21 protein-coding genes are annotated in these 19,124 nt (G+C 68.8%); 9 read left to right on the top strand and 12 right to left on the bottom strand.

Going from position 1 to position 19,124, the window contains the following annotated elements; translation table 11 throughout:
- Positions 1-117: 117 nt before the first annotated feature.
- Positions 118-765: a hypothetical protein gene (locus QO010_RS11485; protein WP_307349249.1), complete on the bottom strand. Its 648-nt coding sequence runs from the start codon at positions 763-765 to the stop codon at positions 118-120.
- Positions 762-1,640 (bottom strand): class I SAM-dependent methyltransferase, encoded by an 879-nt coding sequence (locus tag QO010_RS11480; RefSeq protein WP_307349247.1) that lies wholly within the window; start codon positions 1,638-1,640, stop codon positions 762-764. Before QO010_RS11480 ends, QO010_RS11485 begins: the two co-directional genes overlap by 4 nt.
- Before the next feature lie 211 nt (positions 1,641-1,851).
- Between QO010_RS11480 and QO010_RS11475 the strand changes: the two genes are divergently transcribed.
- Positions 1,852-2,310, top strand: a complete 459-nt coding sequence (locus QO010_RS11475; protein WP_307349245.1) for an Hsp20 family protein — start codon at positions 1,852-1,854, stop codon at positions 2,308-2,310.
- 67 nt (positions 2,311-2,377) lie between these two features.
- Here QO010_RS11475 and QO010_RS11470 read toward each other — a convergent pair whose 3' ends face one another.
- From QO010_RS11470 to gpmA, 4 genes are all read right to left on the bottom strand, one after another.
- Positions 2,378-3,637 (bottom strand): pentapeptide repeat-containing protein, encoded by a 1,260-nt coding sequence (locus QO010_RS11470; RefSeq protein ID WP_307349243.1) that lies wholly within the window; start codon positions 3,635-3,637, stop codon positions 2,378-2,380.
- A 91-nt stretch (positions 3,638-3,728) separates the two neighbouring features.
- A complete protein-coding gene (locus QO010_RS11465) occupies positions 3,729-4,988 on the bottom strand; it encodes a pentapeptide repeat-containing protein (protein WP_307349241.1) in 1,260 nt (419 codons plus the stop codon).
- Positions 4,989-5,024: 36 nt separating this feature from the next.
- The gene (locus tag QO010_RS11460) at positions 5,025-5,462 is read right to left on the bottom strand and encodes a bifunctional diaminohydroxyphosphoribosylaminopyrimidine deaminase/5-amino-6-(5-phosphoribosylamino)uracil reductase RibD (RefSeq protein ID WP_307349239.1); all 438 of its coding nucleotides are present in this window, start codon (positions 5,460-5,462) and stop codon (positions 5,025-5,027) included.
- Positions 5,463-5,655: 193 nt separating this feature from the next.
- Complete coding sequence (gpmA, locus tag QO010_RS11455; RefSeq protein WP_307349238.1) at positions 5,656-6,369, bottom strand: 2,3-diphosphoglycerate-dependent phosphoglycerate mutase; 714 nt, start codon at positions 6,367-6,369, stop codon at positions 5,656-5,658.
- 95 nt (positions 6,370-6,464) lie between these two features.
- Here gpmA and QO010_RS11450 point away from each other — a divergent pair, with 95 nt between their 5' ends.
- The 4 genes from QO010_RS11450 to QO010_RS11435 all read left to right on the top strand — a co-directional run bounded on the left by QO010_RS11450 (position 6,465) and on the right by QO010_RS11435 (position 10,715).
- On the top strand, positions 6,465-6,716 hold the full coding sequence (locus tag QO010_RS11450) for a hypothetical protein (protein ID WP_307349236.1): 252 nt from the start codon (positions 6,465-6,467) through the stop codon (positions 6,714-6,716).
- Entirely contained in the window at positions 6,713-7,666 is a 954-nt protein-coding gene (locus tag QO010_RS11445; protein WP_307349235.1) for a KpsF/GutQ family sugar-phosphate isomerase, read from the top strand. Before QO010_RS11450 ends, QO010_RS11445 begins: the two co-directional genes overlap by 4 nt.
- Positions 7,667-7,790: 124 nt before the next feature.
- Positions 7,791-9,293, top strand: coding sequence for a phosphomannomutase/phosphoglucomutase (locus QO010_RS11440; protein WP_307349233.1), 1,503 nt, complete (start codon positions 7,791-7,793; stop codon positions 9,291-9,293).
- Between the two features lie 120 nt (positions 9,294-9,413).
- Positions 9,414-10,715, top strand: coding sequence for a UDP-glucose dehydrogenase family protein (locus tag QO010_RS11435; RefSeq protein ID WP_307349231.1), 1,302 nt, complete (start codon positions 9,414-9,416; stop codon positions 10,713-10,715).
- On the opposite strand, the gene QO010_RS11430 is transcribed toward QO010_RS11435, so the two are convergent.
- Positions 10,712-11,566, bottom strand: coding sequence for a c-type cytochrome (locus QO010_RS11430; RefSeq protein WP_307349229.1), 855 nt, complete (start codon positions 11,564-11,566; stop codon positions 10,712-10,714). The genes QO010_RS11435 and QO010_RS11430 overlap by 4 nt on opposite strands.
- Before the next feature lie 102 nt (positions 11,567-11,668).
- On the opposite strand from QO010_RS11430, the gene QO010_RS11425 reads away from it, so the two are divergent.
- The 3 genes from QO010_RS11425 to QO010_RS11415 are packed head-to-tail and all read left to right on the top strand — an operon-like array spanning position 11,669 to position 14,293.
- Entirely contained in the window at positions 11,669-12,349 is a 681-nt protein-coding gene (locus QO010_RS11425) for a DUF969 domain-containing protein (protein WP_307349226.1), read from the top strand.
- Positions 12,346-13,320, top strand: coding sequence for a DUF979 domain-containing protein (locus tag QO010_RS11420; protein ID WP_307349224.1), 975 nt, complete (start codon positions 12,346-12,348; stop codon positions 13,318-13,320). Before QO010_RS11425 ends, QO010_RS11420 begins: the two co-directional genes overlap by 4 nt.
- Positions 13,321-13,333: 13 nt before the next feature.
- Positions 13,334-14,293: a DUF2891 domain-containing protein gene (locus QO010_RS11415; protein WP_307349222.1), complete on the top strand. Its 960-nt coding sequence runs from the start codon at positions 13,334-13,336 to the stop codon at positions 14,291-14,293.
- A 176-nt stretch (positions 14,294-14,469) separates the two neighbouring features.
- On the opposite strand, the gene QO010_RS11410 is transcribed toward QO010_RS11415, so the two are convergent.
- Together QO010_RS11410 and QO010_RS11405 are read right to left on the bottom strand one after the other, a co-directional pair.
- Positions 14,470-15,804: a dicarboxylate/amino acid:cation symporter gene (locus QO010_RS11410; protein ID WP_307349221.1), complete on the bottom strand. Its 1,335-nt coding sequence runs from the start codon at positions 15,802-15,804 to the stop codon at positions 14,470-14,472.
- Positions 15,805-15,894: 90 nt separating this feature from the next.
- On the bottom strand, positions 15,895-16,419 hold the full coding sequence (locus QO010_RS11405) for a hypothetical protein (protein WP_307349220.1): 525 nt from the start codon (positions 16,417-16,419) through the stop codon (positions 15,895-15,897).
- Positions 16,420-16,546: 127 nt separating this feature from the next.
- On the opposite strand from QO010_RS11405, the gene QO010_RS11400 reads away from it, so the two are divergent.
- Complete coding sequence (locus QO010_RS11400) at positions 16,547-17,881, top strand: MATE family efflux transporter (protein ID WP_307349219.1); 1,335 nt, start codon at positions 16,547-16,549, stop codon at positions 17,879-17,881.
- 6 nt (positions 17,882-17,887) lie between these two features.
- Here the strand turns inward: QO010_RS11400 and QO010_RS11395 are convergent, their stop codons facing one another.
- Genes QO010_RS11395 through vapB form a run of 3 tightly spaced genes read right to left on the bottom strand, consistent with a single transcriptional unit; the run spans position 17,888 to position 19,046 of the window.
- Positions 17,888-18,424: a 2'-5' RNA ligase family protein gene (locus QO010_RS11395; RefSeq protein WP_307349218.1), complete on the bottom strand. Its 537-nt coding sequence runs from the start codon at positions 18,422-18,424 to the stop codon at positions 17,888-17,890.
- A complete protein-coding gene (gene vapC, locus QO010_RS11390; protein WP_307349217.1) occupies positions 18,424-18,825 on the bottom strand; it encodes a type II toxin-antitoxin system tRNA(fMet)-specific endonuclease VapC in 402 nt (133 codons plus the stop codon). The genes QO010_RS11395 and vapC overlap by 1 nt, the downstream gene beginning before the upstream one ends.
- Entirely contained in the window at positions 18,825-19,046 is a 222-nt protein-coding gene (gene vapB, locus QO010_RS11385) for a type II toxin-antitoxin system VapB family antitoxin (protein WP_307349216.1), read from the bottom strand. The genes vapC and vapB overlap by 1 nt, the downstream gene beginning before the upstream one ends.
- Positions 19,047-19,124 lie beyond the last annotated feature (78 nt).

Raw genomic sequence — 19,124 nt, 5'->3', positions numbered from 1 at the left:
AATGCCTCCCTGTGCTGCGCGCCCAAACCGGATAGCTTGGCGAGGCGTTCTGGGCAAGCGAACTGACATCAGTGACAGCAAAAAGATGACGCCCTCGCCACCTTACCCGCCGTCAACCTAGACCAGCACCGCGCGGGCGGGGGGCTTGGCGAACCGGAGCTGGCTGGCGCCCTTCAGATTGGCGGGATTATAGGCCGGCAGGGTCTTGAACAGCGGCAGGGCGGCGGTCTTGCCGCCCGGCAGCACGGCGGTCCCGGCCGGAACCCCGACGAAGGCCACCTGGGTGATCTTGGGCGCGGCGAAGCCCAGCACCCCGGCGTTCTTCTTGATGGCCGTCCCGCACTGGGCGATGGCGGCGGCGAAATCGCCGGCGTTCATCACCTCGGCCATAGGCACGAGCGGCTCCATCTGCATGTTGAGCTGGAACTTGCCCTCGCCCTGGGCGGTGATCTCGATCTGGGCGCCCGCCTTGAGGTCGGCCAGGGTCGGGGTGCGGGTGAAGCGGCCGTTGGGTCCCACCGGCAGCGGCGTGCGCACGCCATTGGCCCCGATCAGGGTGAAGCCCGCCCCGCTCCAGGGCTTGCCGTCGCGCTTGAGATAGTAGGCCAGGGTGAAGCGGTTGCGTTCGGCCGGCGGGATGCCGAGGTAGAGATCCAGGAACTGGAAGATCTTCTTGGCCGGGATGGTCTTGGACTCGGCCAGGGCCAGGCCCGGGACGGCGGCGGTCGCCAGGCCGGCCAGCAGGAAGCGGCGGTCAATGGTCATTTCGGTTTCACCAGCTTGAGGGTCATGCGATCGCTCTCCCCGATCGCGTCGTATTGCGAATGGTCGAAGCCCGGCTTGGGCGGTTCGCCGCGCGGGGCCGACAGCCGGGTTGGCGGCAGGGTCCAGACGCCGAAGGGGTGCTTGGTATCGTCTTTCGGATTGGCGTTGATCTCGCTGGCGCCGCCCAGCCTGAACCCAGCCTCCTCAGCCAACTGCAGCACATAGGCCTGCTGGACATAGCCGTCGGCGGCGAGCGGATCCTGGATGCCGCCCGGCCTGGCGCGGTGCTCCTCGATCCCCAGCACGCCGCCGGGCTTGAGGGCGGCGAAGGCCTCGCGGAAGGCCTTGTCGGCGATGCCGCCGGCCATCCAGTTGTGGACGTTGCGCAGGAAGAGGACCAGGTCGGCCGAGCCGGCCGGAGCGACCGGCGCCGTGCTCGCCGCGCCGAACTGGGTGGTGGTCACCTCGCCATAGAGCTTGGGCTTTTCGGCCAGCCGGCGGCTGAGGGCCTCGACCATCTCGCTGGACGTCGCCTCGTCCGGCTCCAGGTTGGCGGCGTAGAGCTTGCCGCCGGTGGCGGCCAGGAAGGGCGCCAGGATGTCGGTGTACCAGCCGGCCCCCGGCCAGAATTCCACCACCGTCATGCCGGGCTTGAGGCCCCAGAAGGTCAGGCTCTCGACCGGGTGGCGCCATTTGTCGCGGGCCCTGTCCTGCGGCAGGCGCCAGTCGCCGGCCACGGCGTCGGCGATGGTCTCGATGCCCTTGGCGGCGGCGGGCTTGGCGGAGGGCGTCTTGCCACAGGCGGCCAGAGTCGCGGCCACGGCCCCGCCAAGGAAGCCCCGCCGCGCCAGCAACACCGTGTCCAAAACCGCCATTTCACGCCCCCGGCCCGCCCGACACAGACCGCATGGGCTTACTCCGCCATGGTCGTAGGGTCAAAATTAGGCCGCCCCTTGAACGCGTCAAATCGCTCACCACCTAGGTCTCGAAGGCGCTGGATTTCCGGGTCTTCCGGACCACGGCAGGGCTACGGCCTGTCATCGGTTCGCAACATGAAACCGCATTGCTCTTAGAAGGATGTGACCCATGCGTACGATCGACTTCTCCCCCATGTACCGTTCCGTCGTCGGCTTCGACCGCCTCGCGGCCCTGCTCGACAGCGCCGCCGCGCAGGACAGCGCCGCCGGCTATCCGCCCTATAATATCGAGCGGACCGACGAGAACACCTACCGCATCGAGATCGCCGTCGCCGGCTTCCGCCCGGAAGAACTGGGCGTCGAGGTGAAGGAAAACCTGCTGACCGTCACCGGCCGTAAGGCGGCCAACGACGATACCCGCAAGTTCCTGCACCGCGGCCTGGCCGAGCGCAATTTCGAGCGCCGCTTCCAGCTGGCCGACTATGTCATCGTCACCGACGCCGACCTGTCGGACGGCCTGCTGTCGATCAGCCTCAAGCGTGAACTGCCCGAGGCCCTGAAGCCCCGGACCATCGCCATCAGCACCGCCCCCAAGGCGCCGCTGATCGAGGCCGAAAAGGCCGCCTAAGCGACTTGAACTAAAAGGATTTTCCCCAGAATCCGAGGGAAGGGGCGGCGCTTGCGTCGCCCCTTTTCTATATGCCGGCGATGAGGCCGATGATCTGGGCCAGGTCGACATCGCGCATCGAGGCCTGCTCCATCTTGGCCCCGGTCAGGTCGGCGCCGCGCATGTCGGCCCCGTCCAGCACCGCCGAGGTGAGGTCGCAGGACTGGGCGGTCACGTAACGCAGCTTGGCCTGGGAGAGGCTGGCCGGATTGCTGCGGCCCGGCCCCAGCGGCAGCACGCCCAGAAGGGCGCCGCGCAGGTCGGCCTTGGTCAGGTCCGCCCCGGCCAGCTTGGCCCCGCGCAGATCGGCCCTGAACAGGCAGGCGCCCCGCAGGTTGGCGCCTTCCAGATTGGCCCCCTGCAGGTGCGAGCCGCTGAGATTGAGGCCGGCCAGACAGGCGCCCCGGGCGGAGGCGGCGGTCAGGCGCAGGCCTTTGAAACGATCGCCGATCGGCCGCAGGTCCTCGCCGTCGAAACGGGCGGGCTTGCCGTTCTGGCCGCCGGTCTCGCACCAGCTCTGGTTGCCCATGGCCATGTCCAGCAGGTCGGGAACCTTGGCGATGGCGGCGGCGCTGGGCGACTGCAGCGCCCCTTCCAGCCGAGCCCCGCTCATGCGGGCGTTGACCGTGTTGACCCCGGTCAGCATGGCCCCGCGCAGGTTGGCGCCCTCCAGGTTGGCGCCGGAGACATCGGCCCCGTCCATGATGGCGCCCGAGAGGTTGGCGTCCTTGAGATTGGCCCCGGTCATCTTGGCGCCGCGCAGCGAGCAGTCGGAGAAGTCGGCGGCGAAGGCCGAGGCCCCGCCGAACTGCGAGCCGTCCAGGGTGGCGCCGGAGAAGTTGGCCCCGTCCGCCTCGCCAGCCCGTTTCTCGTGGGTGATGACCGACAGGCCCTTGCGCGGGTGCGGGACGGCCACCTGGCCTTCGCGGAAATCGGCCTGGGTCAGATCGGCCTGGGAAAGGTTGGCGCCGCGCAGGCAGCAGCCGCGCAGGTCGGCGCGGATCAGGATGGCCTGGCGCAGGTCGGCCTTGCGCAGGTCGCAGCCAAACAGGTTGGCCCGCTCCAGCTTGGTGCGGATCATCCGCGCGCCGTTGAAGATCGAGGCGGAAAGGTCGGCGTCGGTCAGGTCGCGCTGCGACAGGTCCAGGCCGGAAAAATCCATGAAGCGCAAAGAAGCGCGCCGGCCGCCGGGCCGGCCCTTCAGGAACCGCTCATGGCCCTCGATGCAGAGGTCCAGCTCGGCCTGGGAAAGGCGGCGGCGTCCCGACAGGGTCTGCACAGCTGTCATCGTCTTGTCTGCGCCCCCCGGCCTGGTGTGTCGCGAATCATTGTTTTGGGACGTTAGCCGCCGCCGGCTTAGATAGGGTTAAAGCCGACGTCTAAATCATCCCCGGCAGGCCACGCGCGCCGGTGCGGATGATGTCGACCAGTTCGGCGCCCTTCAGCTGGGCGTTGGTCAGGTTGGCGCGGGTCAGGTCGGCGCCGGTCAGGTTGGCCTGGCGCAGGTCGGCCCGGGCCAGATCGGCGGATTTCAGGACGGCGCCGGTCAGGTCGCTGGGCAACAATCGCTCGGCCGAGATCATCAGTGGCCCCAGCTGGGCGTCGCGCAGGTCGGCCCCATTGAGCTTGGCCCCCGCCAGCCGCGCCCCGCGCAGGTCGGCGCGTCTGAGGTTGCAGCTGCGCAGGTCGGCGCCCTGCAGCTGGGCCCCCTGCAGCTGCACGCCTTCCATGTCCAGGCCGTAGAAGACCGCCTCCTTGGCGGCAAGAGCGGTCAGGTTGAAGCCGCGGAGGGTCTTGAGGGCTCTCAGGTCGGCCTTGTTGAAGGTCGAAGGCTTGCCTTCCACCCCGCCGGTTTCGCACCACAGGGCGTGGTCGTGCATCATCGCCTCGTAGGGCATGTCGCCGACCGGCGGACCCGACGGGGTGTCGGTCAGCACGCCCTTCATGTTGGTGTCGCTGACATTCCAGGCGAAGGTCTTGGCCCCGACCAGGATGGCGTCGTGCAGGTCGGCGCCGGAAAGATCGGCGCCCGACAGGTCCGCGCCCTGGAAATTGCAGCCGACCATGGTGCACTGCTTCAGGTTCGCCCGGACCAGCTTGGCGTCTTTCAGAATGGCGTCGGTGAAGTCGGCCCTGATGGCCACGACGCCCGACATCCGCGAGCGCTCCAGATTGGCGCCGGCCAGGATGGCGCCGTGGGCGTGGGTCGCCTTGTTCTGCGGCTCCAGGATGCGGAAGCCCTTGTCGCGGTCATGGGCGGCGATCGAGCCCTCCCGCAGGTCGGCCTCGAACATGTCGGCGCCGGAGAGGTTGGCGCCCCGCAGGCAGGCCCCGCGCAGGTCGGCCCGGCGCAGCGAGGCCTCGGTGAAGTCGGCCCCCTGCATGTCGGCCCCGAAGAAGGAGGCGTTGTCGAGCCGCGCGCCGCCCAGCCGCGTATCGTGCAGGGTCGCGCCGGTGAAATCGGAGTCGGCGAGGTTGCGGCCGCGCAGGTCCAGGCCCGACAGATCGCAGAAGCCGAACACCGCGCGCGCTCCGCCCATCCGCGCCGAGAACAGCCGGTCGTGCTTGGCGCAGATAAGATCGACATCGGCCTGGGTGAGCCGCCTCTGGGCGGCGCCCGCAGCCTGGACGGCGGTCATACAGTTCTCCTCAGCGAGAACTATGCCGCAGACCGATTAACGCCGTCCTTCCAAGGACTTGTATCGCAAAGCCGCCCTGGCCTCGTCCGCCAGCAGCCCCGATTCAACCTTAACACCCGCCGCCCGCAACCGCTCAGAGCCGCCGCCGGAGGCGAAGGGGGAGGAGTCTTCGCAGGCGTAGACGACCCGGGCGACGCCGGCCTGAACCAGCCGCAGCGAGCAGGCGACGCCTCCGGCGGACCGTTCGGCGCAGGGTTCGAGGGTGACATAGGCGGTGGCGCCGCTGGCCTCGCCGCCGAGTTTATCCAAGGCCTGCTCCTCGGCGTGGGGGCGGCCGGACGGGGCGGTGGCGGCCTCGGCAAGCACTTCGCCATCCTTGACGATGACGCAGCCGACGCAGGGGTTGGGATCGGTCAGCCCGACATTGGGCAGGGCCAAGGCGATGGCCCGGCGCATGAAGTCGAGGTCGCTCATGCAAATCCTCCCCCGGAGGGGGAGGGGGACCGCCCGAAGGGTGGTGGAGGGGGTTGCCGCCGCCGACCACGCTTGTGGCAAACCCTCAGCCGATCCGCTGCGCTCCATCCTGAAACCGAGCGGCGGCGTAAACCCCCTCCACCATGCTCCGCATGGTCCCCCTCCCCCTCCGGGTGAGGATTTGGGGAAGCCGTCACTTCACCGCCGGCAGGACCTGAGCCCGCGCCGCGTCCAAATACCGCGCCGCCGTCGGCTTCAACGCCGCATCCAGCTCGATCAGCAGCGGATTGCCGTTGGGAATCTCGACCCCGACGATGGCGTCGTCCGGCACGTCGAACAGCAGCTTGATGATGGCCCTTAAGGAGTTGCCATGCGCCGAGATCAGCACCGTCTCGCCGGCCCTCAGGTGCGGCGCCAACTCGGCGTCCCAGTAGGGTTCGACCCGGTCCAGCGTGCTCTTCAGGCTCTCGGTGTCGGGGATGTCCACGCCGGCATAGAGGGGGTCGGTGTGGAAGTCGTACTGGCCGCCTCGTTCGAGCGGCGGCGGCGGCACATCGTAGGAGCGGCGCCAGATCTTGACCTGGTCCTCGCCGTGCTTCTGCGCCGTCTCGGCCTTGTTGAGCCCGGTCAGCCCGCCGTAGTGGCGCTCGTTCAGACGCCAGTCGCGAATCTGGGGCATGTCGCCCTGCCCGGCCGCCTCCAGGGCGATCTCGCCGGTGCGGATGGCCCGGATCAGCACCGAGGTGTAGGCCCGGTCGATATGGATGCCGGCGGCCTTGATCAGTTCGCCGCCCTGGCGGGCCTGGGCCTCACCCTCGGCGGTCAGGTCGACATCGACCCAGCCGGTGAAACGGTTTTCCAGGTTCCAGGTGCTCTGGCCGTGGCGCAGCAGGATGAGTGTGGGCATGGGGGCGGGCTAAGGGACAGCGCCCCAGCCGTCAAGGATATGGCGTCAAGCGGTCGAGGTTTCCCTTGGGCGCGCGATGCGGCTATAGGCCGGACATGCGTGATCGCCTCTTCTATCCCCTGGCGTTGCTGGCGGCGGCCGCCATGATCGCCCTGGCCATGGTCTGGCCGCAGGGCCTGGGGACCACCTCGCCCGCGCCGTTCGGCCACCCGATGGGGCCCGCCCCGCCGCCGGAAGCCGAAAAGGTCAAGCCGGCCAAGGCCGCGATCAAGGCGCTGACCCAGCCGCCCGCCGCCCCCAAGACCGAGCCGAAGCTGCGGCCCCCGATCGGGTCCGGAACCCAATGAGCGCCTTCGACGCCGTCGCGGTCGGCCGCCGGGTGCTGAGCATCGAGGCCGACGCCCTCAAACAGACCGCCGAGAGCCTGGGCGAGGCCTTCGTCCAGGCCGTCGAAACCCTGTTCGCCGCCAAGGGCCGCATCGTCTGCACCGGCATGGGCAAGTCCGGCCATGTGGCGCGCAAGATCGCCGCCACCCTGGCCTCGACCGGCGCCCCGGCGATGTTCGTCCACCCCGCCGAGGCCAGCCATGGCGACCTGGGCATGATCGGGCCGGACGATGTGGTGCTGGGCCTGTCCAAATCCGGCGAGGTGCGCGAGCTGGCCGACGTGCTGGGCTACACCCAGCGCTTCTCGATCCCGCTGATCGCCATCACCGCCAATCCGGAGAGCGCACTGGGCCGCGCCGCCGACGTCGTCCTGAAGTTGGTCGACGCGCCGGAAGCGACGGCCGCGGTCGGCGCCCCGACCACCTCGACCACCCTGCAGATCGCCCTGGGCGACGCCCTGGCCGTGGCGCTGCTGGAGCGGCGCGGTTTCACCGCCAGCGATTTCAAGGTCTTCCACCCCGGCGGCAAGCTGGGCGCGCAGCTGATGAGCGTCGGCAACCTGATGCACACCGGCGCCGAACTGCCGCTGGTCGGGCCGGACGTTCCGATGGCCGAGGCCCTGCTGGTGATGACCGAAAAGCGCTTCGGCTGCGTCGGCGTGGTCAAGGACGGCAAGCTGGCCGGCCTGATCACCGACGGCGACCTGCGCCGGCATATGGACGGGCTGATGGGCCACACGGCGGGCGAGGTGATGACCGAGGGCCCCCAGACCGTCGCCCCCGACGCCCTGGCCGCCGAGGCGCTGAACCTGATGGAGGAGCGGCGGATCACCGTGCTGTTCGCCGTCGAGGACGGGGCGCCCAAGGGCATCCTGCATATCCACGACATCCTGCGGGCCGGGGTGGTCTGAGGCGCGTTATCAGGGCGGACCACGTTCAGCGAACATGTAACCTGGAACCTGGACGGGGACACGCCGCTTTGAGCGGGGGCCGGCCAGGGGTATAGGGGCCGCCTCGCTTTCAAGAGAGCCGTTCATGCCCTTCATGCCCCGCGCCGACATTCTGGAAAACACGGTCGCCTACGAGATGGAGCCGCTGGTCAAGGCGACCGGCTTTCGGGAATACGACGCCCGTTGGCTGCTGGGGGCAGAGATCAACCTGCTGGGCGTCCAGGCGCTGGGCCTGGGGCTGGGGACCTATATCCAGGACCAGGGCCTGAGCCGCATCGTCGTCGGCCACGACTTCCGTTCCTACTCGATCTCGATCAAGCAGGCCCTGACCATCGGCCTGATCCAGGCGGGCTGCGAGGTGCTGGACATTGGCCTCGCCCTCTCGCCGGTGGCCTATTTCGCCCAGTTCGACCTCGACGCGCCGTGTGTGGCCATGGTCACCGCCAGCCACAACGAGAACGGCTGGACCGGGGTGAAGATGGGCGCGGCCCGGCCGCTGACCTTCGGCCCCGACGAGATGGGCGCGCTGCGCGACATCGTGCTGGGCGGCAAGTTCAAGGAGAAGGCCGGCGGCAGGCTGACCCGGGTCGAGGGCGTGGCCAAGCGCTACATCGCCGACGTCGCCAGCCGGGTCTCGCTCAAGCGGCCGCTGAAGGTCATCGCCGCCTGCGGCAACGGCACGGCCGGCGCCTTCGCCCCCCAGGCCCTGCGCGACATGGGCGTGGCGGTCGTGGTCGAGATGGACTGCGAGCTGGACTGGACCTTCCCGAAATACAATCCCAACCCCGAGGACAGCGTCATGCTGCACGCCATGAGCAAGGCCGTGCGTGAGATGGGGGCCGACATCTGCCTGGGCTTCGACGGCGACGGCGACCGCTGCGGCGTGGTCGATGACGAGGGCGAGGAGATCTATGCCGACAAGATCGGCCTGATGCTGGCCAGAGACCTGGCCCCGCTGCATCCGGGCGCGACCTTCATCGCCGACGTGAAATCCACCGGCCTCTACGCCACCGATCCGATCCTGGCCGCCAACGGCTGCACCACCGTCTACTGGAAGACCGGCCACAGCTACATCAAGCGCAAGACGGCCGAGCTGGGCGCACTGGCCGGGTTCGAAAAGAGCGGCCATTTCTTCTTCAACACCCCGCTGGGCCGCGGCTACGACTGCGCTCTGACGGCGGCGGCGGCGATCCTGGGGATGCTGGATCGCAACCCGGACAAGAAGCTCTCCGACCTGCGCAAGGCGTTGCCCGTCGCCTGGACCTCGCTGACCATGAGCCCGCATGCTGCGGACGAGGTGAAATACCAGGTCGTCGACCGCATCGTCGCCGAGTACGAGGCGCTGGGCAAAGCCGGCGGCACGATCCTGGGCCGCAAGATCGCCGAGGTCATCACCGTCAACGGCGTGCGCGTGGCGCTGGAGGACGGCAGCTGGGTCCTGGTCCGCGCCTCGTCCAACAAGCCCGAGATGGTGGTGGTGGTCGAGAGCACCCAGTCGGAAGCCGACATGAAGGCGCTGTTCCACCAGGAAGTGAAGCCGCGCCTGGCCAGGCACCCCGAGGTCGGGGCCTACAACCAGGAAATCTGACCGCTGTTTCCGTAAGGCCACGGCCGGGCGCCGATTGTGCGAAGCACAATGTCTGCGAGATTGTCCCCGGCCGCGCGCCGTGCTCAAAGCCGCTCAAACCACCTCTAGGGGGACCCCGCCATGCGCGTGGCCATGATCGGGACGGGCTATGTCGGCCTCGTCTCTGGCGCCTGCTTCGCCGATTTCGGCCATACGGTCTGCTGCATCGACAAGGACCAGACCAAGATCGATGGGCTGAAGGTCGGCAAGATGCCGATCTACGAGCCCGGTCTGGAACAGCTGGTCGCCCAGAACGTCCGCGAAGGCCGCTTAAGCTTCGCCGTCGAGGCCAATGAGGCGGTGCGCAACGCCGACGCGGTGTTCATCGCCGTGGGCACCCCCTCGCGTCGGGGCGACGGCCATGCGGACCTGTCCTACGTCTATGCCGCCGCCGCCGAGATCGCCGACCTGATGGAAGGCTTCACCGTAGTGGTCACCAAGTCGACCGTGCCGGTCGGCACGGGCGATGAGATCGAGCGGATCATCCGCGAGCGGCGCCCCGACGCCCAGTTCGCCGTGGTCTCCAATCCGGAGTTCCTGCGCGAGGGCGCGGCGATCAACGACTTCAAGCGGCCCGACCGCGTCGTGGTCGGCACGAATGACGACAAGGCCCGGCAGGTGATGACCGAGCTCTACCGGCCGCTGAACCTCAACGAGACCCTGATCCTGTTCACCAGCCGCCGCACCAGCGAGCTGATCAAGTACGCGGCCAACGCCTTCCTGGCGATGAAGATCACCTTCATCAACGAGATCGCCGACCTCTGCGAAGCCATCGACGCCGATGTGCAGCAGGTTGCCAAGGGCATCGGCCTGGACAACCGCATCGGGTCGAAATTCCTGCACGCCGGGCCCGGCTATGGCGGGTCCTGCTTTCCCAAGGACACCCTGGCCCTGGTCCGCACGGCGGCCGACGCCGGGGCGCCGCTGCAGCTGATCGAGACCACGGTCAAGGTCAACGACACCCGCAAGAAAGCCATGGCCGGCAAGGTCGCCGACGCCATGGCCGGCGAGCTGAAGGGCAAGATCATCGGCGTGCTGGGCGTCACCTTCAAGCCCAACACCGACGACATGCGCGACGCCCCGAGCCTGGACATCATCCCGGCCCTGCAGGCCATGGGCGCGACCGTCCAGGCCTTCGATCCGGAGGGTCATGAGGCCCGCCAGATGCTCAAGGACGTCGACTTCAAGCCCGGCCCCTACGAGGCGGTCGAGGGGGCCGACTGCGTGGTGATCATCACCGAATGGGACCAGTTCCGGGCGCTGGACCTGGACCGGGTCAAGCTGCTGATGAACAGGCCGGTGATCGTCGACCTGCGCAACATCTACCGCCCCGATGACATGAAGATCCGCGGCTTCCAGTACACCAGCGTCGGGCGGCCCTAAGCCGGCGGCTGTCTTTCAACGCGGGCCTTGAGATAGGCCTGCAGCGCCTCGATCTCGGCGTCGCTGAGGTTGCGGAAGCGGATCGGCGCGCTCTCGCTCATCAGACCCAGGCGGCGATTGCCGGCCGCTATCCCCGTGCGCAACAGCCGTTTGAAATCGGCTGGGTCATAGGCCGCCGCGATGTTCAGGTCCGGCGCCTCCGCCAGCGCCCCGCCCTGCAGCTGGCTTCCATGGCACTCGACGCAGGCCCGCGCCAGGCGGCGTCCCTCGGCCAAACCCGGGCCGTAGTCCGGCAGCGGCTGGCCCTGAATCTCGGCGACCAGGCTGGGGGCGGCCTTGAACTTGCCAATCAGGACGCCAATCCGCCCCTTGGCCCGGATCAGCTTGGCCGGGCGGGCCTCGCCAACCGGCTTGAGACTGCGCAGGTAGGCGATAAGGTCGGCCGTCTCGGCGTCGGTCAGACGCATCAGCATCTCGGACGGCATCACCCACAGACCCTGGCCGGACGGCCGCACGCCGGCGCGGAGGGCGTGGTCGAGCTGGGCGTCCGAGTATTTGCCGGCGACCAGCGTCAGGTTGGGCGCCCAGAACCGGGCGATCTGCGGGTCGTCGAAGAATTTGCTGCCAGTCAGGTCGCCGCCGTGGCAGTCGGTGCAGCCGAACCGCGTCGCCAGCAGCTTGCCGCGCGCCGCCGCGCCCGGATCGCGGGCCGCCGCCACGCCGCCGGCCGGGATCGGCCAGCGTTTCTCGATGACAAGCTGGGACGAGATCCAGACGCCGACCGCCACGAACAGAACAATTCCCGCCAGGGCGATCACGCCCCGGACAGCCCAACGCCGTACTGAAACCATGCCCAGCCTCCCGCTCCGGAACCGGAATTAGATCGAACCGGGGCCTCGGCAAGGGCCCCGCGCATGGCCTAGGCTCGCCTCACGCAACGGGGAGTCGCGGACATGCTGGTGCTGTTGGGCGTGGCGGTGATGGTGCTGGGGTTCGCGCTGCGGCTCAATCCGCTGGCGGTGGTGGCGGCGGCGGCCATCGTGACAGGGCTGGCGGCTGGCTTCGATATCGTCGCCACCCTGACGGTGCTGGGCAAGGCGTTCCGCGAGAACCGCTACATCAGCATCGTTTGGCTGATCCTGCCGCTGATCGGCCTGCTCGAGCGGGAGGGTCTGCAGGAGCGGGCCCGAACCTTGATCGGCCGGATGAAATCGGTGACCGCCGGGCGGCTGCTGCTCCTCTATCTGCTGATCCGCCAGATCACCGCCGCCCTTGGCCTGACCTCTCTGGGCGGCCAGGCCCAGATGGTGCGGCCGCTGATCGCCCCCATGGCCGAGGGCGCCGCCGAGAGCCGTCATGGCCCGCTGCCCGACGCCCTGCGCTATCGCCTCCGCGCCTTCGCCGCCGCCACCGACAATGTCGGGCTGTTCTTTGGCGAGGACATCTTCATCGCCATCGCCTCGATCCTGCTGATCAAGGGCTTCTTCGAGACCAACGGCATCATCGTCCAACCCTTCGACCTGTCGGTCTGGGCCATCCCGACCGCCATCGCCGCCCTGCTGATCCATGGGACGCGGCTGATCCTGCTCGACCGACGCCTCGCCAAGGACGCCACGCCGGAGATGTCCAAATGATCGGCTTCAAGCCCATCCTTCCGTTTGGCTTCAACGTCCTCTATCCGCTGGGCGGCCTGTTCTTCATGGCCATCGCCATCAGCGGTCTGCTCGACCACAGCAATCCCAAGCGCTGGGGCAACGCCGCCTTCTGGGGCCTGCTGGCGGTGGTCTTCCTGGCCGGCGACCTCCTGCCCGACGCCGTCAACGGCCTGATCGCCATACTGATGGCGGCGCTGGCCGGGTTCGGGCAGATCGGCAAGGGCGTGGCCGCACCCGATCCCGGGCGGCAGGCCCGCTCCGAACGCTGGGGCGAATGGCTGTTCATTCCGGCCCTGATCACCCCGGTCGTCGCCCTGGTCGGAACCAAGACGGCGAAATACCTCACCCTGAACGGCCAGCCCCTGATCGATCCCAAGCAGGCCACCCTGGTGTCGCTGGTCGCGGGCATACTGCTGGCCACGGCGACAGCGCTGATCATGTTCCGAGCCAAGCCCACCACGGCGCTCACCGAGGGCCGGCGGTTGCTGGACAGCGTCGGCTGGGCCGGCCTGCTGCCCCAGCTGCTGGCGGCGCTGGGGGCGGTGTTCGTGGCGGCCAAGGTCGGGGACGTCATTGGGAACCTGGCGGTGACCTGGCTGCCGCTGGACGGCCCGCTGGCGGCGGTGGTCGCCTACACGGTCGGCATGGCCCTGTTCACCGCCATCATGGGCAACGCCTTCGCGGCCTTCCCGGTGATGACGGCGGCCATCGGCCTGCCGCTGATCGTCCACCGCTTCCATGGCGATCCAGTGATCATGGGGGCGATCGGCATGCTGTCGGGCTTCTGCGGCACCCTGACCACGCCCATGGCCGCCAACTTCAACATCGTGCCGGCGGCGCTGCTGGAGCTGCCCGACCGCAACGCCGTCATCAAGGCCCAGCTGCCCACCGCCGGCCTGCTCCTCCTCGTCAACACGGTGCTGATGTATGTCCTCGTCTATCGATTCTGAGCTGGCCCCAGACTTGGCGAGCCGGTTCGCGGCCATCGCGCTGGGTCACGTCGCCCGCGAGTATCCGCACAAGGCCGACCACGTCTTCAACGGACCGCAGGACATCGGCCCGCACCGGACCCACCACCCGATCTTCTTCGGCAGCTTCGACTGGCACAGCTGCGTCCACGGCTACTGGACGCTGGCGACCTGCCTGCGTCTGCATCCGGACATCCCGCAGGCGCCCGCCATCCGCGCCCTGTTCGACGACAGCTTCACCACGGCCAAGGTCGAAGCTGAGCGGGCCTATCTCGACCGCCCCGGCTCGGCCGGGTTCGAGCGGCCCTACGGCTGGGCCTGGCTGCTGATGCTGGCCGCCGAGCTCTCCAGGCATGACGGACCGTGGGCCGCCAACATCACCCCGCTCGCCCGCGCCTTCGCCGACCGCTTCAAGGCCTTCCTGCCCAAGGCGACCTATCCCCTGAGGGCCGGCGTGCACTCCAACACCGCTTTCGCCCTGCGCCTGGCCGTGGACTATGCCGAAACCTGCGGTGACCCGGCCCTGGCCGAGCTGGCCAGGCGAACCGCGATCGGCTGGTATCGCGGCGACGCCGGCTGCCAGGCCTGGGAGCCCAGCGGCGACGAGTTCCTGTCCCCGGCCCTGATGGAGGCCGAATGCCTGCGCCGCATGCTGCCGGCCGCCGAGTTTTCCGTCTGGTTCGGCCGGTTCCTGCCCGACATCGACCAGCGGCTTCCCGCCACCCTGTTCACCCCGGCCACGGTCAGCGACCGCTCCGACGGCAAGATCGCCCATCTCGACGGCCTCAACCTCAGCCGGGCCTGGTGCTGGCGCGGGATCGCCCAGGCTACCGGCAGCGATGTCGCCCGCGAGGCCGCCGAGACCCACCTGGCCAGCGCCCTGCCCCACGTCGCCGGCGATTATATGGGCGAGCACTGGCTGGCGAGCTTTGCGCTGCTGGCTTTGCTGGCCTGAAGAATTTTACCACGGACAACACAGACAACACGGACGGACGGGGCTCACCGCGCTCATCCGGCCGAAGGCCTGTCTGAAACTCAATGACCCTTCGGGTCGGTCAGAGGTTGGCGTAGTCCCGTCCGTGTTGTCCGTGTTGTCCGTGGTTGAATCCTTAGGACCGAACCCGCCCCAACTCAGTCCTCAGGCTCGTCCACCGGCTCCGGCGCCGCCAGCCCACCCGACGGCCCCGCCAGCGCCGCAGCCAACACGTCCCGATCCAGCCCGCCCTCCCAGCGCGACACCACGATGGTCGCCACCGCGTTGCCGATGAAGTTGGTCAGCGAGCGGCACTCGCTCATGAACCGGTCGACGCCCAGGATCAGCGCCATCCCCGCCACCGGCACCGAGGGCACCACCGCCAGGGTCGCGGCCAGGGTGATGAAGCCCGAGCCGGTCACCCCCGCCGCGCCCTTGGAGCTGATCATGGCGACCGCCAGCAGCAGGATCTGCTGTTCCAGGGTCAGGTGGATGTTGGTGGCCTGGGCGATGAACAGGGCCGCCAGGGTCATGTAGATGTTGGTGCCGTCGAGGTTGAAGCTGTAGCCGGTCGGCACGACCAGTCCGACCACGGGCTTGGGACAGCCCGCCCGCTCCAGCTTGACCATCAAACTCGGCAGCGCCGCCTCGCTGCTGCTGGTGCCTAGTACCAGGAAGAGCTCGTCCTTCAGGTAGCGGATCAGCTTGAAAATGGAGAACCCGCTGGCCCAGGCGACGGCGCCCAGCACCACAATGATGAACACCGCCGCGGTCAGGTAGAAGGTCCCGACCAGCGCCGCCAGCTTGACCAGCGCCCCCAGCCCATACTTGCCGATGGTGAAGGCGAAGGCCCCGAACGCCCCGACCGGCGCGGCCCGCATGATGATGGCCACCATCTTGAAGACCACCTCGCCGACCCGCTCCAGCATGTCGACCACGGGCGCGGCCCGCTCGCCGACCATGGCCAGCGACAGCCCGAACAGGATGGAGATCAGCAGCACCGGCAGGATGTCGCCCTCGGCGAAGGCGCCGACCAGGGTCTTGGGAATGATGGCCTGCAGGAAGCCGACGACGCTCTGGTCGTGCGACTTGGCGATGTAGTCGGCGACGCCCTTGGGATCGAGCGTGGCGGGATCGACATTCATCCCCGCCCCCGGCCGGACGGTATTGGCCACCACCAGCCCGACGATCAGGGCCAGGGTCGAGAAGGTCAGGAAATAGGCGAAGGCCTTCCAGGCCACCCCGCCCACGGCCTTGAGGTTGCGCATCCCGCCCAGCCCCGTGGCCAGGGTCAGGAAGATGACCACCGCAATGATCATCTTCACCAGCTGGATGAATCCGTCGGCCAGGGGCTTGAGGGCCACGCCAAGCTTGGGATCGTAGTAGCCGAGCACCGCCCCCAGCACGATGGCCAGCAGGACCTGGGGGTAGAGCTGCAGGTAGATCGGCGTCTTGCGGCGTTCTGCCGGCTGGGTGGCGGCGACGGTGGCCATGGCGATGCCCCAAGGCGGACGCGGCCCCCGTGGCGCGTCAGCTGCCTTCGCCTATGGGTAAGGGGGAATCAGTGAAACGCGAAGCCGCCGCTACTTGGCCGCCGCCCGCCTGGCCGCGTCGGCGCGGACGGCCGCGAAGCCGGTCAGGATGGGATAGGGCGAGACCTGGCCGTCGCAGATCACGTCCATTACCTGCCGCTTGGGGCTGTCGGGGTTGGCATATTCGCTATCGGCGTTCACCCACTCGGCTCCCAGCAGCCGGTTGTCGCCGTCCATCATGATCACCACCAGGTCGCTGGACTGGTGGGTCGCGCAGTCGATGCGCGTCCTCAGTCCCAGGGATGAGATGAGGACGCCGCGGTCGTTCTGAGGGGTGTCGTAGACGAGCGTCAGCCAGACCTCGACCGTCTTGCCCGCCGCCGAGGTGTCGGGAAGCTGGAAATAGCCCGAGGCCGGCGGGCCCGTGTAGGTATCGCTGGTCTGGTAGAGGTAGCGCCCGGCGACGGCGAACTCGGGCGCGAGGCGGTCGTCGGCCGCGCGGGCGGTGGGCGCGGCGACCAGGGACAGCAGGATGGCGGCCAGGGCCATTCCCGGACTGCTCGGACGTCTGATCATCGCACACTCCTGAAGGCCCAAAATCGCTCCGGCCACCCTAGCCGCAATCGCGCCGATGACCAGGGTGAGCGCCCATGGTTGCTCGGGCCGGCTTGACCCAGGACGGCCGCTCCGCCAGTCGAGACCGATGACCGGGCGGGGCGACATGACGGCGGCGGGACTGCGGCGGGCCATCCTGGCCATCGCCCTGCCCGCGACCCTGACCGGGGTGGCGACGGCCCTGTTCGGCATGGCCGACACCTGGGTGATCGGCCAGCTGGGCGAGCCGGTGGCGCAGGGGGCGGTGGAGCTGGGGGCCCGGTTCCTGATGGCCCTGCTGGTGGTGTTCAACTTCCTGCGCTCCAGCACCGTGGCGCTTACAGCGCAGGCAACCGGCCGGGGCGACGAGGCGGCCCAGGCCGCCGTCCTGACCCGGGCCCTGGCGGCGGCCCTGCTGATCGGGACGGTGCTGCTGGCCCTGCAGCCGCTGGCCGTCAGCCTGGGACTGGAGATGTTCGGGGCGCGAGGGGCGCTGGTCGAGCAGGCGCGGACCTATGTCGGCATCCGCTACTGGGGCGGCCTGCCCTGGCTGATCAACACCGCCCTGACCGGCTGGCTGATTGGCCGCCGCCAGCTGCGCCAGGTCATGGCGGTCGAGATCGGCGCCAACATCGTCCATGTGCTGCTCGATGTCAGCCTGGTGCTGGGCCTGCATCTCGGCGTCGCCGGCATCGCCGTCGCCACCCTGACCTCCGAGACCCTGAAACTGGCCGCCCTGGCCGTGGTCGCCGCCCGGCAGGGTCCGGCCCGCCAGGCCCTGGCCCTGGTCCGCCAGCGGGCCACCTGGGAGGCGGGCGAGCTTCTCAAGCTACTGGCCCTCAACCGCGACCTTTTCCTGCGCACCCTGCTGCTGATGGCCGCCAACATCCTGTTCGCCAGGGCCGGCGCCCAGCAGGGCCCGACCGTGCTGGCGGCCAACGCCATCCTGCTGCAGCTCTTCATGCTGGGCGCCCTGGCGTTGGATGGCTTCGAAAGCGCCGCCCAGGTCCTGACCGGCGAGGCCCTCGGCGCGAGAGACCGCGCCGCCTTCGACCGCCAGGTCCGCCACATCCTGGCCTGGGCGGGGGCCAGCGCCGCCATCCTGGCCCTGATCTACCTGATCGCCGCCCCCAGCCTCGCCGCCAGCTTCAGCACCGACCCGGCGGTGATCGCCACCGTCAGGACCTATGCGATCTGGGCGGCGGTCCTGCCCCTGGTCGGGGTGGCCTCGTTCGTGTTCGACGGGGTGTTCATTGGGGCCTCCTGGACGCGGGCCATGCTGGTGAGCATGACGGCGGCGCTGGCGGCGTTCGTGGCAATGCAGATCGGCTTCCAGGCCTGGGGCAACCAGGGGCTATGGCTGGCCTTCTCGCTGTTCTTCGTGGCGCGGGCCGCCGGACAGGCCTGGTTGCTGCCGGGGCTGGCGCGGCGGAGTTTCGGATAAAACCGGCTACCCGAACCAACCCGCCTTCGGCAGCGGGATTTCCGCCACCAGCTTGATGACCTCCCCGATGCGGTGCTCGACCTGCAGGGCCTCGATATGGCCGCGGATGTCGATGTCGCCGTGATTGAGCGAAATGGCGAGGTTGCGGGCGGTGTTGTAGTCGCTCGTCGTGGCCACGGTGATGTGCGGCAGGTAGGGGCTGTCCTTGCGCAGGGCCGCCTTGATCGCGCCCGCGTGCAGGGCGTCGTGCAGTTTCAGGATCGCGCCGAAGCCCTCGTCGGGGATCAGGAATACATGGAAACGGCCCACCAGTTGCTCGGGCACGACCAGGGCCGAGCGCAGGCGGAACCGGATGGGCGATATGCCCTCCACCCGCGCCCGAACCTCGGCGGCGAAGGCCTTGGGCTCCAGATCGACGCCCGGGAAGACCAGGGTGAAATAGGGCGCGCCACGGCTGCCGGCCCGGCGTGACCGGATGTCGGTCAGCCAGGCGAGGTCGGCCTTGTCGAAGTGCGGCCGGGCGATGACTTCCTGGGATTCCATCACGCCAGCCAGTCTTCGTATCTCAGGCCCTCGACGCGGCCAAATTCGCCGAGATTGCCTGTCACAACGATCAGGCCCCGGCTGCGGGCGTGGCCGGCGATCAGCAGATCGTAGCCGCCAATGGTCAGCCCCCGCCGCTCTAGGACGGCCCGGATATCGGCGGCATGGGCGGCGGCGGCGGCGTCGAAGGGCAGGACATCGATCCGGGCCGCGAAATTCTCGACTTCGCGCCGGTTGTGCTCAGGCCGGGCCGATTTGGCCGCCCCATGCAGCAGTTCGGTCAGGACCACCGTCGAGATGCACAGGCTGTCGGCGTCGCTGTTGAACCGGTCGCGCAGACTGACCGGACGGTCCCTGAGCACGCGGATGCAGAGGTTGGTGTCCAGCAGGTAGCGGAGCATCAGAAGTCTTCACGGACCTGAGCCGGCGGTTGCTCGCGCGGCCCCAGATCGACACCCGGCGCGTCGAAGAAATCGTCCCAGACCGCCCCCGCCGGCACGATCACCCGCCGCTTGCCCTCGCGCAGCACGCGGACCTCTTTGACGCCCTCCGGAAAGGCGACGTCCTTGGGCAGACGCACAGCCTGGGAGCGATTAGACTGGAAGACTGTCGTGCGAACCATGGGCTGGCTCCTTCGGTAGTCAAGATGGGAACTCAGCAGGGATATGTCAACGGGATATACGTCAAATCCTAACGCTCA

It is taken from the genome of Caulobacter ginsengisoli (assembly GCF_030814835.1).
Lineage (GTDB): Bacteria > Pseudomonadota > Alphaproteobacteria > Caulobacterales > Caulobacteraceae > Caulobacter > Caulobacter ginsengisoli.
This window is presented reverse-complemented; position numbering and strand designations above follow the sequence as displayed.